This window comes from Streptomyces sp. TLI_171 (assembly GCF_003610255.1).
Lineage (GTDB): Bacteria > Actinomycetota > Actinomycetes > Streptomycetales > Streptomycetaceae > Kitasatospora.
In genome coordinates, this window is the sequence record NZ_RAPS01000001.1 from 385,287 (window position 1) to 407,883 (window position 22,597).

General features: G+C 74.0%; 14 protein-coding genes. 4 read left to right on the forward strand and 10 right to left on the reverse strand.

Features of this window, described 5'->3' with window-relative positions:
- Positions 1 to 80 precede the first annotated feature (80 nt).
- Positions 81 to 1,304, forward strand: a complete 1,224-nt coding sequence (locus BX266_RS01825) for a sensor histidine kinase (protein WP_099897179.1) — start codon at positions 81 to 83, stop codon at positions 1,302 to 1,304.
- Positions 1,301 to 1,963 (forward strand): response regulator transcription factor, encoded by a 663-nt coding sequence (locus tag BX266_RS01830; protein WP_099897180.1) that lies wholly within the window; start codon positions 1,301 to 1,303, stop codon positions 1,961 to 1,963. Before BX266_RS01825 ends, BX266_RS01830 begins: the two co-directional genes overlap by 4 nt.
- A gap of 28 nt (positions 1,964 to 1,991) precedes the next feature.
- Here BX266_RS01830 and BX266_RS01835 read toward each other — a convergent pair whose 3' ends face one another.
- From BX266_RS01835 to BX266_RS01870, 8 genes are all read right to left on the reverse strand, one after another.
- On the reverse strand, positions 1,992 to 2,972 hold the full coding sequence (locus tag BX266_RS01835) for an alpha/beta fold hydrolase (protein WP_099897181.1): 981 nt from the start codon (positions 2,970 to 2,972) through the stop codon (positions 1,992 to 1,994).
- A 6-nt stretch (positions 2,973 to 2,978) separates the two neighbouring features.
- Complete coding sequence (locus tag BX266_RS01840) at positions 2,979 to 5,195, reverse strand: glycosyl hydrolase family 95 catalytic domain-containing protein (RefSeq protein ID WP_099897182.1); 2,217 nt, start codon at positions 5,193 to 5,195, stop codon at positions 2,979 to 2,981.
- Complete coding sequence (locus tag BX266_RS01845) at positions 5,192 to 7,192, reverse strand: beta-galactosidase (protein ID WP_099897183.1); 2,001 nt, start codon at positions 7,190 to 7,192, stop codon at positions 5,192 to 5,194. The genes BX266_RS01840 and BX266_RS01845 overlap by 4 nt, the downstream gene beginning before the upstream one ends.
- A 15-nt stretch (positions 7,193 to 7,207) precedes the next feature.
- Positions 7,208 to 8,659, reverse strand: a complete 1,452-nt coding sequence (locus BX266_RS01850) for a glycoside hydrolase family 43 protein (RefSeq protein ID WP_099897184.1) — start codon at positions 8,657 to 8,659, stop codon at positions 7,208 to 7,210.
- An 8-nt stretch (positions 8,660 to 8,667) separates the two neighbouring features.
- Entirely contained in the window at positions 8,668 to 9,714 is a 1,047-nt protein-coding gene (locus tag BX266_RS01855; protein WP_099897185.1) for a LacI family DNA-binding transcriptional regulator, read from the reverse strand.
- A 93-nt stretch (positions 9,715 to 9,807) separates the two neighbouring features.
- Positions 9,808 to 10,806: a carbohydrate ABC transporter permease gene (locus BX266_RS01860; RefSeq protein WP_099897186.1), complete on the reverse strand. Its 999-nt coding sequence runs from the start codon at positions 10,804 to 10,806 to the stop codon at positions 9,808 to 9,810.
- A complete protein-coding gene (locus BX266_RS01865; RefSeq protein ID WP_259464485.1) occupies positions 10,803 to 11,768 on the reverse strand; it encodes a sugar ABC transporter permease in 966 nt (321 codons plus the stop codon). Before BX266_RS01865 ends, BX266_RS01860 begins: the two co-directional genes overlap by 4 nt.
- Positions 11,765 to 13,447: an ABC transporter substrate-binding protein gene (locus tag BX266_RS01870; RefSeq protein ID WP_099897187.1), complete on the reverse strand. Its 1,683-nt coding sequence runs from the start codon at positions 13,445 to 13,447 to the stop codon at positions 11,765 to 11,767. The genes BX266_RS01865 and BX266_RS01870 overlap by 4 nt, the downstream gene beginning before the upstream one ends.
- Positions 13,448 to 13,667: 220 nt before the next feature.
- Here BX266_RS01870 and BX266_RS01875 point away from each other — a divergent pair, with 220 nt between their 5' ends.
- Together BX266_RS01875 and yicI are read left to right on the forward strand one after the other, a co-directional pair.
- Positions 13,668 to 16,505, forward strand: coding sequence for a glycoside hydrolase family 3 protein (locus tag BX266_RS01875; RefSeq protein WP_399168844.1), 2,838 nt, complete (start codon positions 13,668 to 13,670; stop codon positions 16,503 to 16,505).
- A 129-nt stretch (positions 16,506 to 16,634) separates the two neighbouring features.
- Entirely contained in the window at positions 16,635 to 18,905 is a 2,271-nt protein-coding gene (yicI, locus tag BX266_RS01880; protein ID WP_099897189.1) for an alpha-xylosidase, read from the forward strand.
- Between the two features lie 55 nt (positions 18,906 to 18,960).
- Here the strand turns inward: yicI and BX266_RS01885 are convergent, their stop codons facing one another.
- Together BX266_RS01885 and BX266_RS01890 are read right to left on the reverse strand one after the other, a co-directional pair.
- A complete protein-coding gene (locus BX266_RS01885) occupies positions 18,961 to 20,571 on the reverse strand; it encodes a thiopeptide-type bacteriocin biosynthesis protein (protein WP_099897190.1) in 1,611 nt (536 codons plus the stop codon).
- A gap of 19 nt (positions 20,572 to 20,590) precedes the next feature.
- On the reverse strand, positions 20,591 to 22,471 hold the full coding sequence (locus BX266_RS01890; protein ID WP_099897191.1) for a TOMM precursor leader peptide-binding protein: 1,881 nt from the start codon (positions 22,469 to 22,471) through the stop codon (positions 20,591 to 20,593).
- Positions 22,472 to 22,597 lie beyond the last annotated feature (126 nt).

Consider the following 22,597-nt stretch of genomic DNA (forward strand, 5'->3'; position numbering starts at 1 on the left):
TGCGCGGCCTACGGTGGCAGGGCCGTGGCGCGACCGGTCGCGCCACGGGCACCATGACGCCGGATCAGCAGGGGTGTGGGATGACCGAGGCGGCCGCCGGAACGGACCGTGCCCGTCCGGGGCGTTCCCGGGCCCGGTCCGGCGGGCGGGCGGCGCGCACCGTCCGGGGCTGGTGTTCCCGGCCGCCGACCGTGGCGCGGGACGCGCTGCTGCCGGTGCTGTTCCTGGTGCACATCGTGGCCGCCCGGGGGCTGCCGGTGGCCGTCGCCCTGACGGCCGCTCTCGCGCTGCCGCTGGCGTGGCGGCGCCGGGCTCCGCTCGCCGTGTTCGGCGCGGTGGTGGCGGCGGCCTTCGTCCAGTGGCTGCTGGACGTGCAACTGCCGGCGGACGTCGCCCTGTTGGTGGCGCTGTACACGGTGGCCGCGCACGCGGGGCGGCGGGCGGCGTTGGCCGCCGCCGGCGTCGTGCAGGCGGGGGCGCTGGCGGCCTGCCTGCGTTGGGCCGCGGACGGCGCGTTCCTGACCCTGTTCGTCGCGGTGAGCGCTTCGGTGGTCGCCGCCACCGTCCTCGGCGTCAACGCCCGGACCACCCGCGCCTACCTGGCGGCGGTCCGGGAGCGGGCCGCCCGCCTGGAGCAGCAGCAGGACCAGCAGGCCCGGTTGGCGGTCGCCGAGGAGCGGGCCCGGATCACTCGGGAGATGCACGACATCGTCACCCACAACCTGTCCGTGATGGTCGCGCTCAGCGACGCCGCCGGCTACGCGCAGCACCGCTCCCCCGACCGGGCGACGGCCGCGATGCGGCAGATCTCCGAGACCGGCCGGCAGGCGCTGACCGACATGCGGCGTTCGTTGGGCGTGCTGCGGGCCGACGAACCGGACGCGGCCCGCCACCCGCTGCCGGGGATCGCCCAACTGGGCGCGCTGGCCGAGCAGATGTGCGCGGCGGGGCTGCCGACCCGGCTGGAGGTCGAGGGCGATCCCACCGGTGTGCCGGCCACCGCGCAGCTGACGGTCTACCGCCTGGTCCAGGAGTCCCTGACCAACGCGCTCAAGCACACCTCGCCCGGCACCCGCGCGAGCGTCCGGGTCGGGTGCGCGGCCGGGTCGGTCACCGTGGACGTCGTCGACACCGGTGCGGGACCGGGCGGTTCCGCCGCCGCGCCGTCCGGTCACGGGCTGGCCGGGATGCGGGAGCGCGCGGCCGCCTACGGGGGGACGCTGCGGGCCGGGCCGCTGCCGGGCGGCGGCTGGGGCGTCGGCGCCCGCCTCGACCTCACCGCCTGCGGGGCGGCGTCGGCATGACGGTGCGGGTGCTGATCGCCGACGACGAGGCGCTGCTCCGGATGGCGTTCGGCATGGTGCTGGAGGCCCAGCCCGACCTGGCGGCGGTCGGCGAGGCCGCGGACGGCGCCGAGGCGGTGCGCCTGGCCGGGGAGTTGCAGCCCGACGTCGTCCTGATGGACGTCCGGATGCCGGGCGTCGACGGGATCGAGGCGACCCGGCAGGTGCTGCGGGTCTCCCCGCGGAGCAGGGTGCTGATCCTGACCACCTTCGACCTCGACGCGTACGCCTTCGCCGGGTTGAGTGCCGGGGCGTCGGGCTTCCTGCTGAAGAACACCAGGCCGGAGGAGTTGCTGACGGCGATCCGCAGCGTGGCCGTCGGCGATGCGGCGCTCTCCCCGCGGATCACCGGCCTGCTGCTGGAGCGGTTCCGCCCTCAGCTTCCGGGTGCCGGGGATACGCGGCACGGCGAGCAGGTGCGGCGCCTCACCGCCCGGGAGCGCGAGGTGCTGGTGGAGGTCGGCCGCGGCCTGTCCAACGCGGAGATCGCGGCCACCCTGCACCTGGCGGAGGCGACGGTGAAGTCCCACCTGGGGCGCGTGCTGCAGAAGCTCGGGCTCCGCGACCGGATCCAGGCGGTGGTCTTCGCCTACGAGAGCCGCCTGGTCCGCCCGTCCTGACGCCGACCCGCGGCGTCGGTCCCGGTCCTCAGGCGTTCTTCGGGGCGAGTCCGCGCTCCGCGAGCCAGGCGAACTGCTTGGGCGGGGTGGAGGCGTAGCCGCCGCCGTGGTCGGCGAACTGCCAGACCTCGATCTCGGCGGGGCCGGCGTAGCGGTGGTAGGCGGCGTACACGGTGGAGGGCGGGCAGACCGGGTCCATCAGGGCGACGCTGAACAGCGCCGGGGCGGTGGCGCGGGGGGCGAAGTGGACGCCGTCGAAGTAGTCGAGGGTGGCGAAGGTCCGCTCCTCCTGGTCGCGGCTGTGCCAGCGCAGGTACTTGACGATCTCGGGGTAGGGGCCGTCGCCGGCCGTGCGGACGGCGCGCCGGAAGTGGCAGAGGAAGGGGACGTCGCTGAGCAGGGCGGCGACCTGGTCGGGGGCGAGGGCGGCGACGGCCAGGGCGAGGCCGCCGCCCTGGCTGCCGCCGGAGACGACGGCGCGGGCGGGGTCGGTGCCGGGAAGCTGCGGGAGGGCGTCGAGGGCGCGGACGCAGTCGGTGATCAGGCGGCGGTAGTAGTGGTTGCGGGGGTGGTCGATGCCGCGGGTCAGGAAGCCTTCGGCCCACTGGGTGCCGTCGCCCTGGCCGCGGTCGGGGGTGTCGTGGCCCTGGCCGCGGCTGTCGACGACCAGGTGGGCGTAGCCGGCGGCGGGCGGGAGGAGGTGTTCGCCGGGCAGGCCGCGGCCGCCGCTGTAGCCGAGGTACTTGACGATGACGGGAAGCGGTTCGCGGGTGGCGTGCGGGAGCAGCAGCCAGGCGGCGACGGGTTCGCCGTTCCAGCCGGGGAAGCGGACGTCGTACGCGTCGAAGGCGGTGAGGTGGGTGTCGGTGCGCAGCTCGGCGGTGACGGGAGTGTCGTGGCGGCGGGCCTCGGCGAGGGTGTCGGCCCAGAACGCGTCGAAGTCGGCGGGGGCGCTCAGGGTGGGCCGGTAGCTCTGCAGGTCGTCGAGGTCGAGGTCGGTGAGCGGCACGGCGGTTCAGCTCCTGGGGAGTTCGAGGTGCAGGGGGGTGTCCTGGCCGGCTCGCAGGGCGAGGCGCTGCGGCGGCCGGTCGGGGTCGGCGCCGAGGTGGACGGTGACCGTGCGGTCGGTCTCGGAGCTCAGCCTGACAGTGAGTTGACGTTCCGTCAGGTTCCAGCTCAGTTCGGCGACGGTGACCCGGCAGCGGGTGCGCAGGCCGCGGACGGTGCCGTGCGGCAGGTGCGGCGGCGGGGCGGGCAGCAGGACGATGCGCTCGGGGGTGGACTGCAGCAGGGCTTCGATCAGGACGCCGGGCAGGGTGTGCGCGGCGTCGGCGTTGTAGACGTCGAGCCGGGGGTAGTGCGAGCTCATCAGCGAGGGGTGGAAGTACGCGCCGTGCAGGACGGCGTCGAGGGCTTCGCCGAGCAGGTCGGGGTCGCCGAGACGGGCGGCGATCAGGGCGCGGTGCAGGTGGCCGTGGGCGGAGTGGTTCTCGCTGCCGCGCAGCTGCAGGGCGCGGTGGGCGGCGTCGGCGAGCGCGGGCGTGTCGAGCGGGTTGATCTCGTCGAGCGGCCAGACGGGGTGGAGGTGGCTGAGGTGCCGGTGCTGCTGGTTGTCCTCGGCCCCGGGCCAGGCCCATTCGGCCAGTGCTCCCCGGGAGTTGATCCGGTACGGGGGCAGCCGGTCGGCGAGCTGGTGGTGGCCGGTGGCGGTGAGGGTGTGGCGGGCGGCGGCCAGGTCCATGGCGGCGTTGACGCTGATCGGGCTGTCGGCGGCCAGCGGGGTGTTCTCGGGTGAGTAGGAGGGGACCAGGAGGAGCCTGCCGTCGGCGTCGGTGCGGGTGAGGAAGGCGCGGTAGAAGGCGGCGGTCTCGGCGAGGGCGGGCCGGACCAGCTGCTCGGCGAGTGCGGGGTCCTCGGTGACGGCGAGGTGGTCGAGCAGGGGGTGCAGCAGCCAGTGGGCGCCGGCGGTCCACAGGTGCAGCGGGTAGTCCTCGCTGTAGTGGTAGGCGTGGCCGGAGCGGCCGTCGGTGTGGGCGGGCGCGACCAGTCCGGGCAGGCCGAACAGCCGGGTGGCGTTGGCCCGCCAGTCGTCCAACTGGCGGGCGACGAACGCGGCGTGGGCGGCGCTGACCTCGGGGAGGGCGGCCACGGCGGCGGCGGCGATCTGCAGGTTGAGGTTGGCGTCGCAGGTGAGGGCGCCGCTCCAGGCGGTGTCCCAGGAGCCGGTCCAGATGCCGGTGAGGCGGGGCGGCAGGATCCCGGAGGCGGACAGCAGGTGGTACCGTCCGGCGTCGAACAGCCGCTCCAGCAGGGCGGCTTGATGTGCCGTCGGGTCGGCGAGCAGCGCTGAGCCGGGCAGGGCGCGGTGTTCCTCGGGTGCGTCCAGGTCGAGGGTGACGCGGTCGTAGGCCGTGGTGTGCAGGGCGCAGTGGCGGTCCAGCAGTTCGTCGAAGGCGAGGTCGGGGGGCGGTTCCGGAAGCCCGCCGTCCTCCCAGGGGTGGATGCGGGTGAGCAGCAGCAGTTCGGCGCAGCCCTCGGCGCGGACGGTGGCGCCGTCGATCCGCAGGGTGCCGCCGGTGGGCCGCAGGTGGGTCCGACCGGTGTAGCCGAAGCCGGAGTCGCCGGGGTAGCGGACGTCGGTGCGCAGCACCGCGCCGCCGTCCGGGCGGTGCTCGGCGACGGTGCTGACGTCCGCACCGTCGGGTGCGCCGGGCAGGTGCCAGTCGTGCGACACCTCGATCGCCGCGGCGCCGCTCTCCCGGTGGACCACCAGGTCGTCGGCGCGCGACACGAAGGTCTGCTGACCGCCGGGGCGGACGGTCACCACCCCGGTGCGGTAGTCGACCTCGCGCCGGTAGTCGGCCGCGAGCCGGGGTCCGACCTCGCGCCGGTCTCCGCCCGGGACCGGGCCGGAGCGGCGCAGGCGGACGGCGAACGCGGGGTGGAACGGCCGCACCCACTGCAGCGGGCCGATGTGCGGGGCGACGGCGGCGCGGGCCCGTCCGGCCAGCACCTCGTCCCGCAGCTGCTCCAACTCCTCGGCCAGCTGCGGTGCGCGGGCGCGTTCGCCGCCGTTGGGGCGGACCAGCAGGTGGTGGTTGACGACGATCCGTTCGTCGACGCCGTCGCCGTGCACCATGGCGCCGTGGCGGCCGTTGCCGGTGAGCAGCGCGTCCTCCCAGCGCGCGGCGGGGGCGGGCTCCCAGCTGCCGCGGCGGCGGGCGCCGTTCATGCGCCGACCGGCTTCAGCACGGCGACGCCGTGGCGTTCGAGGACCACGGTGGCGTCGGCGCGGCGGTTCGCCAGCAGGTCCTCCCACTCCCCCGGCGGCTCGCACTTCGCCTGCTGCGGGCCGTGGTTGAGCAGGAAGAGCAGCTCGCCGCGGCGGACGGCTTCGACGCCGGCGGGCAGGCCCTCGACGGCGGGGCGGGCGCCGGCCTCGCGGGCGGCCCGGTCGAGCAGGGTGCGCAGCGCTTCGGGTTCGGGCTGGGTGGAGACGTACCAGGCGGTGCCTTCGCCGTAGGGGTGGCGGGTGACGGCGGGCCGGCCGGCGAGTTCGCCGGAGCGGTAGCGGGCGTGCACCTCGGCGTCGGCGAGTTCGAGTTCCTCGGACCACAGGGCGCCGTCGAAGCCGGTGCCGTCGGCGTTCTCGCAGTGCACGCGGTCGCCTTCGGCGAGCGGCCACCAGTGGTGGACGGCGGCGAGGCCGAGCAGTTCGCGCAGCCGGGCGTCGACGCCGCCGGGGCGGATCCGGTCCTGGTGGTCGGCGACGCCGGTGAACCAGCCGCAGACCAGGGTGCCGCCGGAGCGGACGTAGGCGGTGAGGTTGTCGAGGGCGGTGTCGGTGAGCAGGTAGAGCGAGGGGATGACGACCAGGCGGTAGCCGCTGAGGTCGGCGGCGGGGTGGGCGAGGTCGGTGGTGTGGTGGGACTCCCACAGGGCGCGGTGCCAGGCGGTGACGGTCTCCTGGTAGCCGGTCAGTTGCGAGGGGCGGCCGGGCTGTTCGCCGGCCCACCAGGAGTCCCAGTCGTGCAGCAGGGCGATCTCGGCGGTGACGGGGGCGCCGCTGACGGCGGGGCCGAGGCGGTCGAGTTCGGCGCCGAGGGCGGTGACCTCGCGGAAGGTGCGGTTGTCGGGTCCGGAGTGCGGGAGCATCGCGGAGTGGAACTTCTCGGCGCCCTGCCGGGACTGCCGCCACTGGAAGAAGCAGACGGCGTCGGCGCCGCGGGCGACGGCCTGCAGCGACCACAGCCGGGTCAGCCCGTGCGGCTTGGGGCGGTTGACGGGCCGCCAGTTGACGGCGCCGGTGGCCTGTTCCATCAGCATCCAGGGGCCGCCCGCCATGGAGCGGGCGAGGTCCTGGACGAGTGCGCCGTACTGGGCGCCGAGGGCGTCGTCGGGGTCGGGGTAGAGGTCGAGCGCGACGACGTCCTGCCGCTTCGCCCAGGCCCAGCCGTCCTGGCCGCGCCAGAACGGCATGTGGTTGGTGGTGACGGGGATGCCGGGGCTGTGCCGGGCGACGACGGCGTGTTCGGCGGTGTAGCACTCCAGCAGTGCGTCGGAGGTGAAGCGGGCGAAGTCGAGCAGCTGGGCGGGGTTGCGGATGTACTGGGCCTGGCGGGGCGGCAGGATCTCCGCCCAGTCGCTGTAGTGCTGGCTCCAGAAGGCGGTGCCCCACGCCGAGTTGAGTTCCTCCAGGCTGCCGTGCCGGTGCTGCAGCCAGCGCCGGAAGTGCGCGGCGGTGGCGTCGCACCAGCAGTGCGTGCCGTACTCGTTGTTGATGTGCCACATGGTGAGCGCGGGGTGCTGCCCGTAGCGGGCGGCGAGCTGTTCGGTGATCGCGGCGGCGCGGCGGCGGTACTCCGGGGAGGAGGCGCAGAACTGGTTGCGGGAGCCGTACCAGACGGTGGTGCCGTTCTCGGCCTGCGGCAGGGTCTCGGGGTGCAGGTGGCCGAGCCACGGCGGCGGGGAGGCGGTGGGGGTGGCCAGCACCACGCCGATGCCGGCGGCGTGCAGCAGGTCGAGCAGGCGGTCCAGCCAGTCGAACTCGTAGCCGCCGGGCGTCGGTTCGAGCCGGGCCCAGGAGAACACGCCGACGGTGACGGTGGTGACGCCGGCCTGCCGCATCAGGCGGACGTCCTCCTGCCAGGTCTCCTCGGGCCACTGCTCGGGGTTGTAGTCGCCGCCGTACAGGATGCGGCCGCGGGTGGCGTCGTTCAGGTCGGGCATGGCGAGGGGGTCCTGTCAGTCCAGGGGCGTGAGGTCGAACCAGTCGAAGTGCGCGGTGCCGTCGGCCGCGTACAGGCCGATGACGCGGCCGGTGAACCCGCCGGCCACCTCGGTGGTGAGGTAGCGGCCGTCCAGGGTGGCGAGCGCGGTGAAGGCGCCGTCGGCGCTCTCGTGGCCGAGGGCGAGGGCGTCCGGTCCGGTGCGCGGGCCGCGCGGTGCGGCGGGCGCCGTGTCGATCCGCAGCACGGTTTCGGCGAGGTCGAGTTCGGCGGCGGCGACCTCGTGCACCTGTCCGCCGAGCCGGGCGACCACCCGGATCCGCCCGCGGCCGGCCTCGACGGCGTAGGCGTGCTCGTCGTCGAGGCGGACCATCAGGCCGCCGGTGCCGGCCGCGCAGTCGAGCCGGGCCCGGGCGCGGACGGTGTGCTGCTGCTGGCGCAGGCCGGTGAAGGTGCCGTCGGGGTGGCCGTGCCGGGCGTGCAGGGTGAGCCAGCCGGGGCGTTCGCCGGTGGTGATGTGCGCGGCGGGGCGGTCCCGGACGGACAGCCACCGCGGGGGCAGCGGGCCGTCGAAGCCCTCGCGCCCCGGGGGCGCCGGCCAGGGGTGCAACGGCCAGGGCACGTCCGGCAGTTCGACGGGTACCCGGTCGATGACGGGCCAGTCGTCGACCCAGCGGACGGGGGCCAGGAAGGTCTCCCGGCCGAGCGGGTGCCAGCCGGGGGTGCCGCCCTGCGGGCGGACGCCGAGCAGCACGGCCCACCAGCTGCCGTCGGGGCCCTGGACCAGGTCGGCGTGGCCGGTGTTCTGGATCGGGCTGTGGCTGCCGGCGTGGGTGAGGACCGGGTTGTCCGGGCAGGGCTCGTACGGTCCGTCGGGGCGGCGGGAGCGCGCGATCGAGACGCTGTGGGCGCGTTCGGTGCCGCCCTCGGCGATCATCAGGTACCACCAGTCGCCGATCCGGTACAGGTGCGGCGCTTCGGGGGCCTGCCGGGTTCCGGACCACAGCGGGCGGGGCCGCTCCAGGGCCTTTCCGGTCTCCGGGTCGATGCGCAGCTGGGCGACGCCGGCGACGGTGCACCAGCAGCTGCCGTCCTCGTCCCAGGCCAGGTCGGGGTCGATGCCGGGGACGTCGGGCAGCCGGACCGGCGCGGACCACGGGCCGGCCGGGTGCTCGGCGGTGACCAGCAGGTTGCCGGTGCCGACCTCGGTGGTGATCAGCCAGAACCGGCCCTCGTGGTACCGGAGCGTCGGGGCGTAGACGCCGCCGGAGGACGGGGTGTCGGCGGGCAGCGGGAGGTCGGCGAGGGCGTTGCCGATCTGCCGCCAGTGGATCAGGTCGCGGCTGTGCAGGATCGGCACGCCCGGGTGGTACTCGAAGCTGGAGCAGGCCAGGTAGTAGTCCTCGCCGACCCGGCAGACGCTCGGGTCGGGGTGGAACCCGGGGACGACCGGGTTGGTCGGGGTCATGGGCGAGGTCACCTGCGTCGGACGGGCGGGACGGGGACGAGCAGCGGCCCGCTGCTCTGCCGGGGTGTCAGGACGGGGGTGAGCAGGACGAGTTCGTCCTCGGGCTCGGTGCCGCGTTCGGCGGCGGCGATCCGGCGCATCACCTGGTCGACGGCGACCCGGCCGAGCTCCTGGGCGGGGCCGGTGACGGCGGTCAGGCCGGGGGCGTACTGCTCGGCGAGCTGTTCGGGGCAGAGCGCGACCACCGAGGCGTCCTCGGGGACGGTGCGCCCGCTGGTGGGCAGCAGTTGCAGCAGCGGGCCGATGGCGTTCTCGTTCTGCACCACGAAGCCGGTGGTGTCGGGACGGTCGGCGAGGATCCGCGCCAGGGTGCCGGCCGTGGATTCGTAGGTGCCTTCGCAGGGTCTGTGCAGGAATCTCAGGCCGCGCTCGATGGCGCGCTCCCGAAAGCCCGTCAGGGTGCGTTCGGCGTAGCCGGCGTGGCGGTGGTAGACGGCGGGCGCGTAGCCGATGAAGGCGACCTCGCGGTGGCCGAGGTCGGCGAGGTGGTCGGCGCACTGGGCGCCGGCCGCGGCGAAGTCGTGGTCGACGCAGGACAGTCCGGCCGGGTCGGCGGGCAGGCCGATCATCGAGGCCTGGATGCCCTGTTCGCGCAGCACCGGGATGCGTTCGTCGTCGAGTTCGACATCCATCAGGATGACGCCGTCGGCGAGGCCGCTGGCGGCGACCCGGCGGACCCCGTCGGGGCCTTCGTCGTTGGTGATCAGCAGTACGTCGTAGCCGTGCTGACGGGCCGCCATGGTGACCGAGACGGCGATCTCCATCATGATCGGCACGTACACGTCGGTGCGCAGCGGCACCACGAGGGCGATGATGTGGGAGCGCCGTCCGGCGAGCGCGCGGGCGCCGGCGTTGGGGTGGTAGCCGAGTTCCTCGACGGCGTGCTGGACGCGGCGGCGGGTGGCCTCCGAGATCGACCGCTTGCCGCTGAGCACGTAGCTGACGGTGCTGGGCGAGACGCCCGCGTGCCGGGCCACGTCGGCGAGTGTCACCATGGGTGCGGTTCCTGCTTTCCTCGTGTCGGTGGGGTGTGCGGCCCCTTGCGGCGTCAAGGGTCTGACGCCGGATCTGCTCTTGTCGCTGCCCGCTCAGCCCTTGATGGCGCCGGTGAGGACACCGGTGCGGAAGTGCTTCTGCATGAAGGGGTACACCATGAGCAGGGGCACCAGGGTAAGGACCACCACGGCCATCTGCAGGGTCAGCGGCGCGGTCTGCGCGTGCGCGGCGCCGAAACCGGAGTTGACGGAGCCGGGCAGGCCGTTGCCGCGGTTGACGTAGGTGAGCAGCACGTACTGGAGCGGCCACTTCTCGGCGTCGGTGGGCATGTAGAGCATGACGTTGAAGAAGGAGTTCCAGTAGCCGACGCCGTAGAACAGGGCGATGACGGCGGTGACCGCCCGTGAGGTGGGCAGCACCACGGACCACAGGATCCGCCAGTCGCCGGCGCCGTCGATCCGGGCGGCGTCGATCAGGTCGGCGGAGGTGGTGGAGTAGAACGAGCGCAGCACCAGGATGTTGAACACCGAGACGGCGCTGGGCAGGATCAGGGACCACCACTGGCCGTAGCCGCCGAGGCCGGTGACGACCAGGAAGGTCGGGATCAGGCCGCCGCTGACGAACATGGTGACGATCAGCACGGTGAGGATCGGCCGGTGGGCGAACGACTCGGAGCGGGACAGGCCGTAGGCGCAGAGCACCGAGACGGCCATCGAGACGGCCGTGCCGACCAGGGTGATGGCGAGGCTGACCAGCAGCGCGGTGCGGACGGTGCCGTCGCCGAGCATCTGCCGGTAGGACTCCAGGCTGAGGCCGTCCGGCCAGATCACCAGGCCGCCGGCCCGGTTGACCGCGCCGGGGGTGGAGACGCTGGTCAGCACGATGATCCAGAGCGGCACGGCGACGACGGCGAGCACGCCGCCCAGGGTGATGCCCTTGGCGGCCTGGCCGACGACGGTGGGCGGCTCCTCCCAGGGGGCCCGCCCGGCCCGGGCGCGGGGGCGGCCGGTCCGGACCGGGCGGGACTCGGACGCGGCGGGCGCCGGGGCCGGCGCGCCACCGTCGCGGACGGTGGTGGGTGAGTGGCTCATCTGCGGTACAACCCGTCCTCGCCGAAGGCGTGTGCCAGCCTGTTCGCGCCCCAGATCAGCAGCAGCGAGATGACGCTCTTGAAGAGGCCGGCCGCGGCGCCGAAGCTGTAGTTGCCGGTGGCGATGCCGTAGTAGAAGGAGAAGGTGTCCAGTACGTCGGCGGCGTCGTGGCCGACCGCCTCACGCTGGATCAGGAACTGTTCGAAGCCGACGGTCAGGGCGTTGCCGAGGCGCAGCACCAGCATCAGCACGATCACGCCGCGCAGGCCGGGCAGGGTGATGTGCCACATCCGGCGCCAGCGTCCGGCGCCGTCGACGGCGGCCGCCTCGTACAGGTCGGTGTTGATCGCGGCGAGCGCGGCGAGGAAGACGATGATGCCCCAGCCGGCTTCCTTCCAGATCGCCTGCGAGGTGATCAGCAGCGCGAAGGTGTGCGGGTTGGTGGTGATGTCCCAGGGCCGCATGTCGTTCTGGCGCAGGAAGTGGTTGAGGATTCCGGCGCCGCCGAGCATCTGCTGGAAGATCGTGATGGCCAGCACCCAGGAGAAGAAGTGCGGCAGGTAGACCACGGACTGGACGAAGTTCCGCAGCCGTTCGCTGAGGACCGTGTTGAGCAGCAGGGCCAGCGCGATCGGAACGGGGAAGAACAGCACCAGTTGGACGAAGCTGAGCCACAGGGTGTTCTTCAACGCCCCCCAGAACAGCGGGTCCTGGAACAGCTGCTGGAACTGCGCGAGGCCGGCCCATTCGCTGTCCCGGACACCGACCAGCGGGTCGTAGTACTGGAACGCGGTGACCAGGCCGAACAGCGGCGCGTAGTTGAAGATCAGCAGCAGGGCCACGGCGGGCACGGTCATCAGCAGCAGCGACTTGTCGCGCCGCAGCCGCGTCCGCCAGGTCAGCCGTACGGTGGCGCCCCTCTCGGCAGTGCTCCTGCCCCGCTCCGATCGCGCCGTGCTCACTGACCCGTTCCGTACTTGCTCAGGACGTTGTCGGTCATCCACTGCTTGAGGCGGTCGCCGCCGCCGGACTTCCAGGTGGAGATGGCGGCCTGGACGTCGGACACCTTCTTCTTGCCGTGGTAGCAGTCCTTGATGGTGTCCTCGACGGCCTGCGCGGTGTCGCTGGTGGCGATGTTCTGCGGCATCGAGATGTTCATGTTCCAGAACAGCGGCTTGTACAGGTACTTGGCGTTGGCCGCCTGGAAGCCCGCGATGTCCTTGGTGACCTGGTCCGCGCCGGGGTTGGAGATCACCGAGGAGGCGGTGGCCAGGAACGGGTAGGTCTGCGCCTGGACGTCCTTCTTGCCCTCGTCGGTGAAGGTCGGCACGCCGTTCACCCGGGTGAAGTGGGTGCCCTCGACGCCGAAGTTGACCATGGTGTACTCGGCGGATCCGTAGGGCGCGGCCAGGTAGTTGGCGACGGCCAGCAGTTCCTCGATCTGATCGGCCTTCAGGCCCGCGCTGAGGTAGCTCATCATGCTGGTGGACTGGCCCATGAACAGCTTCGGGGTGCCGCCGCTCTTCGCGGTGAGGAAGTTGAAGGAGCCGCGCCGGTAGCCGGGGGTGGCGGCGGTGCCGGACTGGTGGTCGGCGAGGTTCCAGGCGCCGGTTCCGCCGCCCTGGATGAGCGTCTTGCCCGCGTAGAAGCGGGTGTTGGCGTCGGCGTTGTTGCCGGCGATGGCGTCGGGGTGCAGGTAGCCGGCGGTGGCGAGCTTGTAGTGCCAGTCGAGGGCCTCCAGGAACTCCTGGGTCTCGTACTTGTGGACCAGCTTGCCGTCGACCAGCTTCCACTTGTTGGGGACGTCGAAGAACGGGAACAGGTAGGTCCAGACGTCGTCGAAGGCCCAGGTGCCGCCCTTGGCGTCGGTGAGTTCCTTGCCGAGGTTCATCAGGTCGTCGAGGGTCTTGACCTGGTCGCCGGTGATGCCCTTGGCCTCGAGGAGGTCGCGGCGGTAGAAGGTGGTGCCGGCGATGGAGAAGCCGGTGGAGAACGACGGCAGGCCGTAGAGCTTGTCGCCCCAGATGCCGGCCTGCCAGGCGCCGGTGGGGATGGCCGCCAGGTTCGGGTACTTCTTGATCTTGTCGCCGGCCAGGAAGGGGGTGAGGTCGGCGAACTGGGACGGGGCGAGCTCGCCCACGTTGAACTTGGAGTTCCACCAGGTCGGCAGCTGGATCCAGTCGGGCAGCTTCTTGGCGGCCGTCATGGTCGGGATGATGGTGTCGTAGTTGTTGCCGTCGGCGGGCTTCATGGTGAGCGTGGCGCCGAGGGCCTTGTTCATCGCCGCGTAGAACGAGTTGTCGGCCGGCGGGTTGGTGCCCCACAGCGGGGTGACGACGGTGTAGGAGCCGCCCTTGCCGGGAGCGCCGGTGACGGTGGCGACCGGAGTGGCCGGGTAGCTGAGGAACGCCGGGTCCGTGACGGCCCCGTCCGCCCCGGTCACCGAGGGGATGTCCGGGGTCACCGCGGTGCTGGCGGCGAAGGCCGGCAGGGCGGACTTCACACCGTCGGCGCTGTTCGCGCCGGTCTTGTGCTTCGAGCCGCCACCCCCGCAGGCGGCCAGCAGGGGGGTCATCGCCGTGGCGCCCGCGACGGCTACGGCGGCGGTGACGAAGGATCTGCGGTTCAGCTCGGTTCTCATGGTGGGGAGGCCCTTCCGCGGCGCCCTGCACGGGGCGCTGTCGAAGCGCTTGACTGTCGAAGCGCTTGATGTTGCGGCGACACTAACGACACGTTTCCGGTTGGGCAAGTGCCTGGACAAATTCAATTCACCGGTAACTCATGGGTGTTGACACACCGAATGCTTCGTGTCAGCGTCGATTCGCTTCGACGACCGACCGCACCGCACGATCCTCCCTGGGGTGAGCCCGTTGAGTTCCCCGTCCCCGTCCGCCGCCGAGCGGTACCCGTTCCGCGATCCCGCGCTACCGTTGGACAAGCGCGTCGACGATCTGCTGTCCCGGCTCTCCCCCGACGAGCGCCTCTCAATGCTCCACCAGTACTCCCCCGCCGCCCCGCACCTCGGCCTGGGCGCCTTCCGCACCGGTGCGGAGGCCCTGCACGGCGTCTCCTGGCTGGGCGTCGCCACCGCGTTCCCGCAGGCCGTCGGCCTCGGCGCGAGCTGGGACGAGGCCCTGGTCCGCGAGGTCGCCGAGGCGACCTCGGTCGAACTGCGGGCCTTCCACCACCACCGCCCGGCGGCCATCGCCCCCGACCGCGGCCCGAACAGCCTGCAGGCCTGGGCGCCGGTGCTGAACCTGCTCCGCGACCCGCGCTGGGGCCGCAACGAGGAGGGCTACTCCGAGGACCCGGTGCACACCGCCCGGATCGGCGAGGCCTTCTGCCGCGGCCTGGCCGGCGACCACCCGACCTACCTGCGGGCCGCGCCGGTGCTCAAGCACTTCCTCGCCTACAACAACGAGGACGACCGCTGCACCACCTCCTCCGGCCTGCGCCCGCGCGTCCTGCACGAGTACGACCTGGCCGCGTTCCGGCCCGCGATCGCCTCCGGCGCGGCCACCGGCGTGATGGCCGCCTACAACCTGGTCAACGGCCGTCCCTGTCACGTCTCCCCGCTGCTGGAGAGCGAGCTGCGCCGCTGGGCCGAGCCGACCGGCCGTCAGCTCTTCGTGGTCTCCGACGCCGAGGCCCCGTCCAACCTGGTCGACCCCGAGCACTACTTCGACGACCACGCCGAGTCGCACGCCGCCGCCCTGAAGGCCGGCATCGACTCCTTCACCGACCACGGCGAGGACAGCGAGACCGTGATCGGCCGCCTGCGCACCGCCCTGGAGCGCGGCCTGATCGACCAGGAGGACGTCGACCTGGCCGTCCGCCGCCAGCTCGAACTCCGCTTCCGCCTCGGCGAGTTCGATCCCGAACTGGACCCGTACGCGACCATCGGGGCGGACGTGGTCGACAGCGCCCCGCATCGGGCGCTGGCCCGCCGGGCCGCCGCCGAGTCCACCGTGCTGCTGAAGAACGACGGCCTGCTGCCGCTGGCCGGCGCGCCCCGGATCGCCGTGATCGGCCCGCACGCCGACGCCCTCTACGAGGACTGGTACTCCGGAACGCTGCCCTACGCGGTCACCGTCGCCGACGGCCTGCGGGCCCGACTCGCCCCGGCGGGAGGGGAGTTGACGGTCTGCGAGGGCATCGACCGGATCCTGCTGCGCTCTGCCGGCAGCGGCGAGCCGCTGGCCGGCACCGCGTTCGACCTCGGCGACTGGGGCCTGGGCGTGTTCACCCTGCGCGCCGCCGACACCGGGCGGTTCCTCTCCGTCAAGGAGGACGGCTCGCTGCTCGCCGACCAGCCGGTGGTCAAGAGCTGGGACGTGCACGAGACCTTCCGGCTGGTTCCCGCCGGGCCCGCCGACCACTGGCTCCTGCAGTCGGTGCTCAGCGGCAGGTACGCGGCCCTCGATGCCGGGGGCGCCGTCCGGATGACCGCCGAGAACCCGGCCGACGCCGAGCCCTGGCAGCGCGAACTGCTGCGCGACGGGCGGGCGGAGGCCGTCGCCGCAGCCGCCGCAGCCGACCTCGCCGTGGTCGTCCTCGGCAACCACCCGCTGATCCACGGCCGCGAGACCGAGGACCGCAGCGGCCTGGCCCTGGCGCCCGCCCAGGAGGAGCTGCTGCGCGCCGTGGCCGCCGTCCGTCCCGCCACCGCGCTGGTCCTGATGAGCAGTTACCCCTACGCCGTCGATTGGGCCGACGAGCACCTGCCCGCCGTCCTGTGGACCTCGCACGCCGGGCAGGAGGCCGGCCACGCCCTCGCCGACGTCCTGTTCGGCGACGCCGACCCGGCCGGGCGCCTCCCGCAGACCTGGTACCGCGGCGACGACGAACTGCCGCACCCCCTGGACTACGACATCATCCAGGCCGGCTGGACGTACCAATACCACGCCGCCGCCCCGCGCTACCCCTTCGGGCACGGCCTGTCCTACACCTCGTTCGCCTACGGCGAGTTGGCAATCGACACCGCGACGACCGGTCAGGACGGCAGCGTCCGGGCCGCGTTGACGGTCACCAACACCGGCGAGCGCACCGGCACCGAGGTCGTCCAGCTGTACGTCCGCCCGCTGGAGGCCCGCTACCAGGCCCCGCGCCGGCGGCTCGCCGACTTCCGCAAGATCCGTCTGGCGCCCGGCGAGAGCCGGCGGATCGAGTTCGAGCTGCCGGTGGCCGAGCACCTGGCGCACTGGGACGTCGCGCAGGGCTGCTTCACCGTCGACCCGGGCCGCTACGCACTGCTGGCCGGCGCCTCCGCGGAGGACCTCCGGTCCACCGTCGAGCTGACCGTCACCGGTGCGGCGCCCGCGCCCCGCACCGTGATCGGCCGGCGCACCGCGGCCGCGGACTTCGACGCGCACCGGGGCATCGTGCTGGTGGACGCCGCGCGGGAGGCGGGCGACGCGACCACCCCTGCCGGGAGCGACGCGGAACTACTGTTCGCGCGGGCGGAGTTGACAGGCGCCCGGGAGGTCTCGGTGGAGGTCGCCCGGGTGGCGGCCGACGCCGCGGAGGTGTCGCTCTCGGTGGGCGGGCAGCTCCTCGCCGTCCTTCCGGTGCCGCGGACCGGCGACCGGTACGCCTGGACGACGGTCGCCGCCGACCTGTCCGAGGTGCCCGAGGGCGTGCACGACCTGCTGGTCACCCTCCGCGGCCCGGTGCGGCTCGCGGGATTCACCGTCGCCTGATCCGACGGTGCGCCGGACCGCCCCGGGGGCTCCTCCCGCTTCCGCCCCCGGGGCATCACCGCCGCCCGTACCGCCCCTTCCGCCCGCTTCCCCGCAGTCCACGCGCCCTGGGTCTGGAGTCCCCCTCTCATGAAATTCACTGACGGCTACTGGCTGATGCGCCCCGGGGTGACCAACCGCTACGCCGCCGAGGTCGCCGATGTCCGCACCGAGCCGGACCGGTTCACCCTCTGGGCGCCGCTGCGCCGGGTCACCGATCGCGCCGACACCCTCAACTCCCCCCTCCTGACGGTCGAGTGCCACTCGCCCGCCGAAGGGGTGATCGCCGTGCGGTTCACCCACCACGCCGGTTCGGTGCGGCCCGGCGGGGGGTTCGAGTTCGTCGGGCAGCACGGCGGCGCGGGAGCGGTGGCCCGGGACGGGTCGGTGGTCGAACTCCGCTCCGGCGGGCTGACCCTGCGGGTGGACACCGAAGGGCCGTGGAAGGCGGAGTTCCGCGCCGACGGGGAGGTGCTGACCGAACTCGGCGGGCGCGGCCTCGGCTTCGCCGTCGACGCCGACGGCCGGCACCACATGGTGGCCCAACTGGCGCTCGGCGTCGGGGAGTCCGTGTACGGGCTGGGCGAGCGGTTCACCCCGTTCGTCAAGAACGGCCAGGTGGTGGACATCTGGCAGGCCGACGGCGGCACCAGCAGCGAACAGGCGTACAAGAACGTGCCGTTCCACCTGAGCAGCCGCGGCTACGGGGTGCTGGTGAACCACCCGGGCCGGGTGTCGTACGAGGTGGGCAGCGAGGCCGTCGGCCAGGTGCAGTTCAGCGTCGAGGACCAGTCGATGGAGTTCCTGGTCTTCCACGGGCCCACGCCCAAGGAGGTGTTGACGCGGTACACCGGGCTGCTGGGCCGGCCCGCGCTGCCGCCGGCCTGGGCGCTGGGCCTCTGGCTGTCGACCTCGTTCACCACCGACTACGACGAGGAGACGGTCACCCGGTTCACCCGGGGCATGGCCGAGCGCGGCATCCCGCTGTCGGTGTTCCACTTCGACTGCTTCTGGATGCGCGGCTACCACTGGAGCGACTTCGTCTGGGACCCGGCCACCTTCCCGGACCCGGCGGGCATGCTGGCCCGGCTGAAGGAGCAGGGGCTGAAGCTGTGCGTGTGGATCAACCCGTACCTGGCGCAGCGCTCCGAACTGTTCGAGGAGGGCATGCGCAAGGGGTACCTGGTGCGCCGGGCGGACGGCACGGTCTGGCAGTGGGACCTGTGGCAGCCCGGCATGGCGCTGGTGGACTTCACCAACCCGGAGGCGACGGCCTGGTTCACCGGGCGGCTGCGCCGGCTGCTCGACCAGGGCGTGGACTGCTTCAAGACCGACTTCGGCGAGCGGATCCCCACCGACGTGGTGTGGCACGACGGTTCGGACCCGGAGCGGATGCACAACCTGTACACCCAGCTGTACAACCGGGCCGTGTTCGAGCTGCTGCGCGAGGAGCGCGGCGAGGGCGAGGCGGTGCTGTTCGCGCGGTCGGCGACGGCGGGCGGGCAGCAGTTCCCGGTGCACTGGGGCGGTGACTGCGAGTCGACGTTCACCGCGATGGCGGAGTCGCTGCGCGGCGGACTGTCGCTGGGCCTGTCGGGCTTTGGGTTCTGGAGCCACGACATCGGCGGCTTCGAGGGGACGCCGACCGAGGCGGTGTTCAAGCGCTGGGTGCAGTTCGGGCTGCTGTCCTCGCACAGCCGGCTGCACGGCTCCAAGTCGTACCGGGTGCCGTGGGACTACGGCGAGGAGGCGGTGGCGGTCACCCGGGCGTTCACCCGGCTGAAGCACCGGCTGGCCCCGTACCTGCAGCGGGCCGCCCAGGTCGCGCACGGCGAGGGCATCCCGGTGATGCGGGCCATGCTGCTGGAGTTCCCGTCCGATCCGGCGGTGGCCGCGCTGGACCGTCAGTACCTGCTGGGCGGGGACCTGCTGGTGGCGCCGGTGTTCACCGAGGACGGCACGGTGGAGTACTACGTGCCGGCGGGCGAGTGGACGAACGTCCTGACGGGTGACCGGATCACCGGCCCGCGCTGGGTCCGGGAACGGCACGGCTTCGACACCCTGCCGCTGCTGGCCCGCCCGGACTCCGTGCTGCCGCTGGCCGCCGACGACTCCCGGCCGGTCTCCGACTGGGCGGACGGCGTCACGCTGCTGGTGCACGCGTTCGCGGACGGCGCGAGCCGGGAGCTGGTCGTCCCGGCGGCCTCCGGTCCGGGCGCGGCCGCCACCTTCACCGTCCGCCGCGAGGGCGACCGCCTGTTCGTGGCGACCGACAGCGCCAAGCCGTGGAACGTCCGCCTGGACGGCCGCACCCATGCGTTCCCGTCCGGCACCACCGGGGCCGAGCTGCCGTTCGGCTGACCCGCCGAACGTCCCCCGGGGGCCGGGCCGAGCCCCCCGGGGGATCCGTCGTGTCCTACGACCTGCCCAGGGGCAGCAGGTACTGGAGGGGCTGGTCGAGGTCGTCCAGGGCGAGGAGTTCGTGGGCGAGGTCGTCGTGCAGGCCGCCGAGCGGGATGGTGCCGAGGTGGTGGGCGGCGGCGGTGAGCAGGAGGTTCTGGGCGAGGTGGCCGGCCTCCAGGAGCCCCAGGCGGAGCGCGCGCAGGCCGTAGCGGTGCCGCAGCCGGGCCAGGTCGAGGTGGAGGGCGAGGACGGCTGGGGCCTCGTCGATGCCGACGGCGTCGGGGTCGGTGAGCGGGCGGGAGAGGTAGGAGGAGAGCGCCTTGAGGTCGTCGAGGGCGGGGGCGGGCCCGATCGGGCGCAGGGTGCGGTGTTCGGGCAGGCACGCGTAGGTGCCGGGAGCAAGGCCGTCGACGGCGAGCGCGACCAGGCGGACGTGGACGCTGTGCAGGGCGCCGGCGCTGGGGTACGGGCGGTGGTCCGCCCCCGGCGCGTACGCGGACCACAGCACGCTGCCGAGGGTCCCGGCGGTGAGCGGTCCGCGCAGCGCGCCGCGGACCGAGCGGCGGGCCCGCAGGGCGTCGGCGAGCAGGACCGGCGGCAGCGGGTCGGCGGGCAGCGGGAGGTCGCCGGGCCGGTGCGACGTCGGTGCGGCGGGCGGGAGTTCGCGCAGCGTGGTGTCCTCGCTGCGGCCGATCTGGAACTTGCTGCGTTCCAGGTACTGCAGGTCCGGCGCGTGCGGGTCGTCGTCGGGGAAGAAGGTGAACGGCCGGTCGGTCTCCAGCAGGGTGCGGCCGGCCAGCCGGCCGACGGCGCGTTCCTCGTCGGGTCCGACGCCGAGGCGGTTGAACAGCATGTGCAGTTGGGACGCCCAGATCCAGCCGAGCCGCTCGTCGGAGGTGTCCGGGGCGGCGGCGCGCATCCGCGCGGCGGCGTCCGACACCTGCGCGGACCAGGCGGTCAGCCAGGCCGGGGCGGTGGCGGCGTCGAGGGCGGCGCGCAGCGCGCCGGCGCGCTCGGCGAGCCGTGAACGCTGTTGTGCGAAGACCGAGTTGACCTTGGTGTGGACGGCCGCGCCGGGCAGCGGCGGGTACTCGGTGACCCAGCGCCAGGAGGCGGCGTGCCGGCGCAGCCAGCGGGCGGCGGGGACGGGGGCGAGGCCGAGGCCGTGCGCGGTGGCGTGGGCGAGGTCGAGGGCGACGGCCAGCCGGCCCCCGCCCGAGGCGTCCATGGCGTGCAGGGCGTCCAGCGCGGTGCGGGTGGACCGGGTGAAGACCTCTTCGGCGAGCGGCAGCAGCGTCGCGCCGCCGTACCGTTCGGTCTCCGGCCGGTAGGGCACGGCGGTGACGGCGCCGTGCCCGGCGGCCCAGGGGCTGTCGGGCGGGGTGCGCCGGCCGGCCAGCCGGGCGAGTTCCTCGGCGGTGTCCTCCGGGCGGTCGCCCCGGAAGCGGATCCGCAGGTGCGGGCCGCCCTCGCCGTAGCGGATGAAGAACCAGTCCGCGTCGGGTCGGCCGTCCATCAGCGGCGCGAGGTCGGCGGTGAGGAACGCGTCGGTGCCGGCGGTGTCGAGCGGCAGGGCGAGGTGCAGGCTGTGCCAGCGGGCGGCCCGCGGGTGGTCGGTGGTCATGGCGGCCTTCCCGGGGCGGCTAGGGGAACGGGTGGGGGTGCAGGGGGAGTTCGGCGTGCACCGGCCGGCGGTCGGTGCGGCCGAGGCGGTGCGGGACGTCGAGCAGCCGCGGCAGGCCGCGGGTGCGGCGGTTGGCGTGCCCGAAGGTCATCGGGAGGGTGCCGGGGACGATCACCTTGGCGGCGTGCAGGCCGAGGCGGTCGCGGACGCCCGGCTCGTCCTGCCGCACGACGAGCACCTCCAGCCCCTGGGCGGCGAACCGCCGGACGGTCGCGTCGAGCAGCCGGGTCAGGTCGGTGACGGGCTGTGGGGCGCCGGGCCAGCGCTGCTGCCAGGGGACGGGCGGCGGGCCCTGGCGCAGGAAGGCGAGTCGGGGGGCGGCCTCGGGGAGGGTGTTGAGGCCGACGTGGTCGTCGAGGGTGACGACCAGGTCGGGGCGGGTGAGCATGGTCCGCAGCCGGTCGGGGTCGCGCGGGCCGCCCTGCGCGGATTCCCGGTGCGGCGCCTCCTGCACGTTGGTGACCACCTCGGCGGCGGCGGACCGGATCGCCGCCCTCGGGTCGTGGTGGGCGCCGGCGGCCAGGAAGGTGCGCGGCGCGTCGGGGTGGGTGCCGCGGTAGTGGCAGACGGCGATCACGGCGGGGATGCCGAGGTCGTTGGTGGCGTCGAGCAGGGTGAGCCGGTAGCCGAGCAGCCGGGCCCGTTCGGCGAGGCCGGCGGTCTCCGGGTCGTCGGCGGGGACGGCGACGGCGGGCAGCGGGGTGGCCGGGTACCAGGCCATCAGGAAGGCGTCCCGCTCGGCGACTTCGAACAGCCCGTAGAGCGCGGCCTCCTCCGGGCTGTTGCCGAGGCCGCAGCCGTTGGAGGACTCGTAGACCACCCGCGGCCGGTCCGCGCCGGGGACGTCCCAGTAGGCGACGTGCTCGGGCACGGCGACCGGCCGGCGGTGGGTGAGCGACCAGGCGTGCACCCAGTCGAGTTCCAGCTCGGGCCGGTAGGGGACGGTGGCGACGCCGGGCTGGCCGGCCGGTGTCTCGTCGGGCAGCCCGAGGCGCTCCGGGTCGAGGACCGCGTCGGCGCCCGACTGCCGTGCCAGGTCCCGGTACGAGCCGCGCAGGACGGTCCGCCGGCCGTGCGGGCGCATCCCGGTGAGCCGCTCGACGGCTTCGAAGAGGGCGGTCCGCTCGCTCGCCCGGTAGTCGACGCCCCGCCCGTAGCCGCCGTCGTCCAGCAGCCGGCCGTCGGTCACCCAGGCCGTGGTGAGGGCGAACGCCGAGTCCTCGGTGCGGAACAACCGCCGTACGGGGCCGAAGCGTTCGTCGTACAGCTCGGTGCGCAGCGGGTCCGCGCCGGTCCGGTCGTTGCCTCCGCGCAGCACCGCGGCGTCCGGCAGCGGGCGCGGCGCGTCCCCGACGCGCAGGCCCGGGTCGGGCGCGTCGGCGGGCAGCGGCCGGCAGACCGGGCAGCCGCCGACCGGGCGTACCCGGTGGGTGGACCAGAGCGCCCGGTCGCCGTCGACCAGGTGCACGGTGCCGTGGTCGTCCGGCTCGGCGGCCGAGGCGAGGGAGTCGGCGAGGGCGGCCACGGCGCCGCCGAACGCGGGGGTGCCGGTGCCGCCGAGTGCCAGCGCGGGGCTCGGCCAGGGCACCCGGCCCCCGGCGGTGGCGAGCCGCTGCTGTTCGGCGCACCGCAGGCACGCCGCCGCGCCGGGCCCGAGCACCGGGCCGATCAGGGTCAGCGCCCCGTCCTCCCGCACCGGCACCCACCGCACGGGGTGGGCCAGCGCGTGCCGGCTGAGGCGCTCCGCCAGCTCCAGGGTCCAGGAGGAGAGCCGCACCACGGCGGTGCCGCCGGTGGCGGCCAGCGCCTGCGCGGCGTCGAGCACCGGGTATCCGCTCATCGGCCCTCCTCCGGCGCCGCCGCCGTGAGCCCGGGTCCGCCCGGGGCGGTGCCCCGTACGCTCCGACTGCTCGTGGCGCCACCGCGGCAGCTCGGCCTCCGCGCGGGGCGCCGGAGGGTGCCCGGG

Coding starts and splice junctions, on each gene's coding strand:
- yicI (WP_099897189.1), top strand. CDS start 16,635: ATGAAATTCACTGACGGCTACTGGCTGATGCGCCCCGGGGTGACCAAC.
- BX266_RS01870 (WP_099897187.1), bottom strand. CDS start 13,447: ATGAGAACCGAGCTGAACCGCAGATCCTTCGTCACCGCCGCCGTAGCC.
- BX266_RS01845 (WP_099897183.1), bottom strand. CDS start 7,192: ATGCCCGACCTGAACGACGCCACCCGCGGCCGCATCCTGTACGGCGGC.
- BX266_RS01830 (WP_099897180.1), top strand. CDS start 1,301: ATGACGGTGCGGGTGCTGATCGCCGACGACGAGGCGCTGCTCCGGATG.
- BX266_RS01860 (WP_099897186.1), bottom strand. CDS start 10,806: ATGAGCCACTCACCCACCACCGTCCGCGACGGTGGCGCGCCGGCCCCG.
- BX266_RS01890 (WP_099897191.1), bottom strand. CDS start 22,471: ATGAGCGGATACCCGGTGCTCGACGCCGCGCAGGCGCTGGCCGCCACC.
- BX266_RS01885 (WP_099897190.1), bottom strand. CDS start 20,571: ATGACCACCGACCACCCGCGGGCCGCCCGCTGGCACAGCCTGCACCTC.
- BX266_RS01840 (WP_099897182.1), bottom strand. CDS start 5,195: ATGAACGGCGCCCGCCGCCGCGGCAGCTGGGAGCCCGCCCCCGCCGCG.
- BX266_RS01825 (WP_099897179.1), top strand. CDS start 81: ATGACCGAGGCGGCCGCCGGAACGGACCGTGCCCGTCCGGGGCGTTCC.
- BX266_RS01855 (WP_099897185.1), bottom strand. CDS start 9,714: ATGGTGACACTCGCCGACGTGGCCCGGCACGCGGGCGTCTCGCCCAGC.
- BX266_RS01850 (WP_099897184.1), bottom strand. CDS start 8,659: ATGACCCCGACCAACCCGGTCGTCCCCGGGTTCCACCCCGACCCGAGC.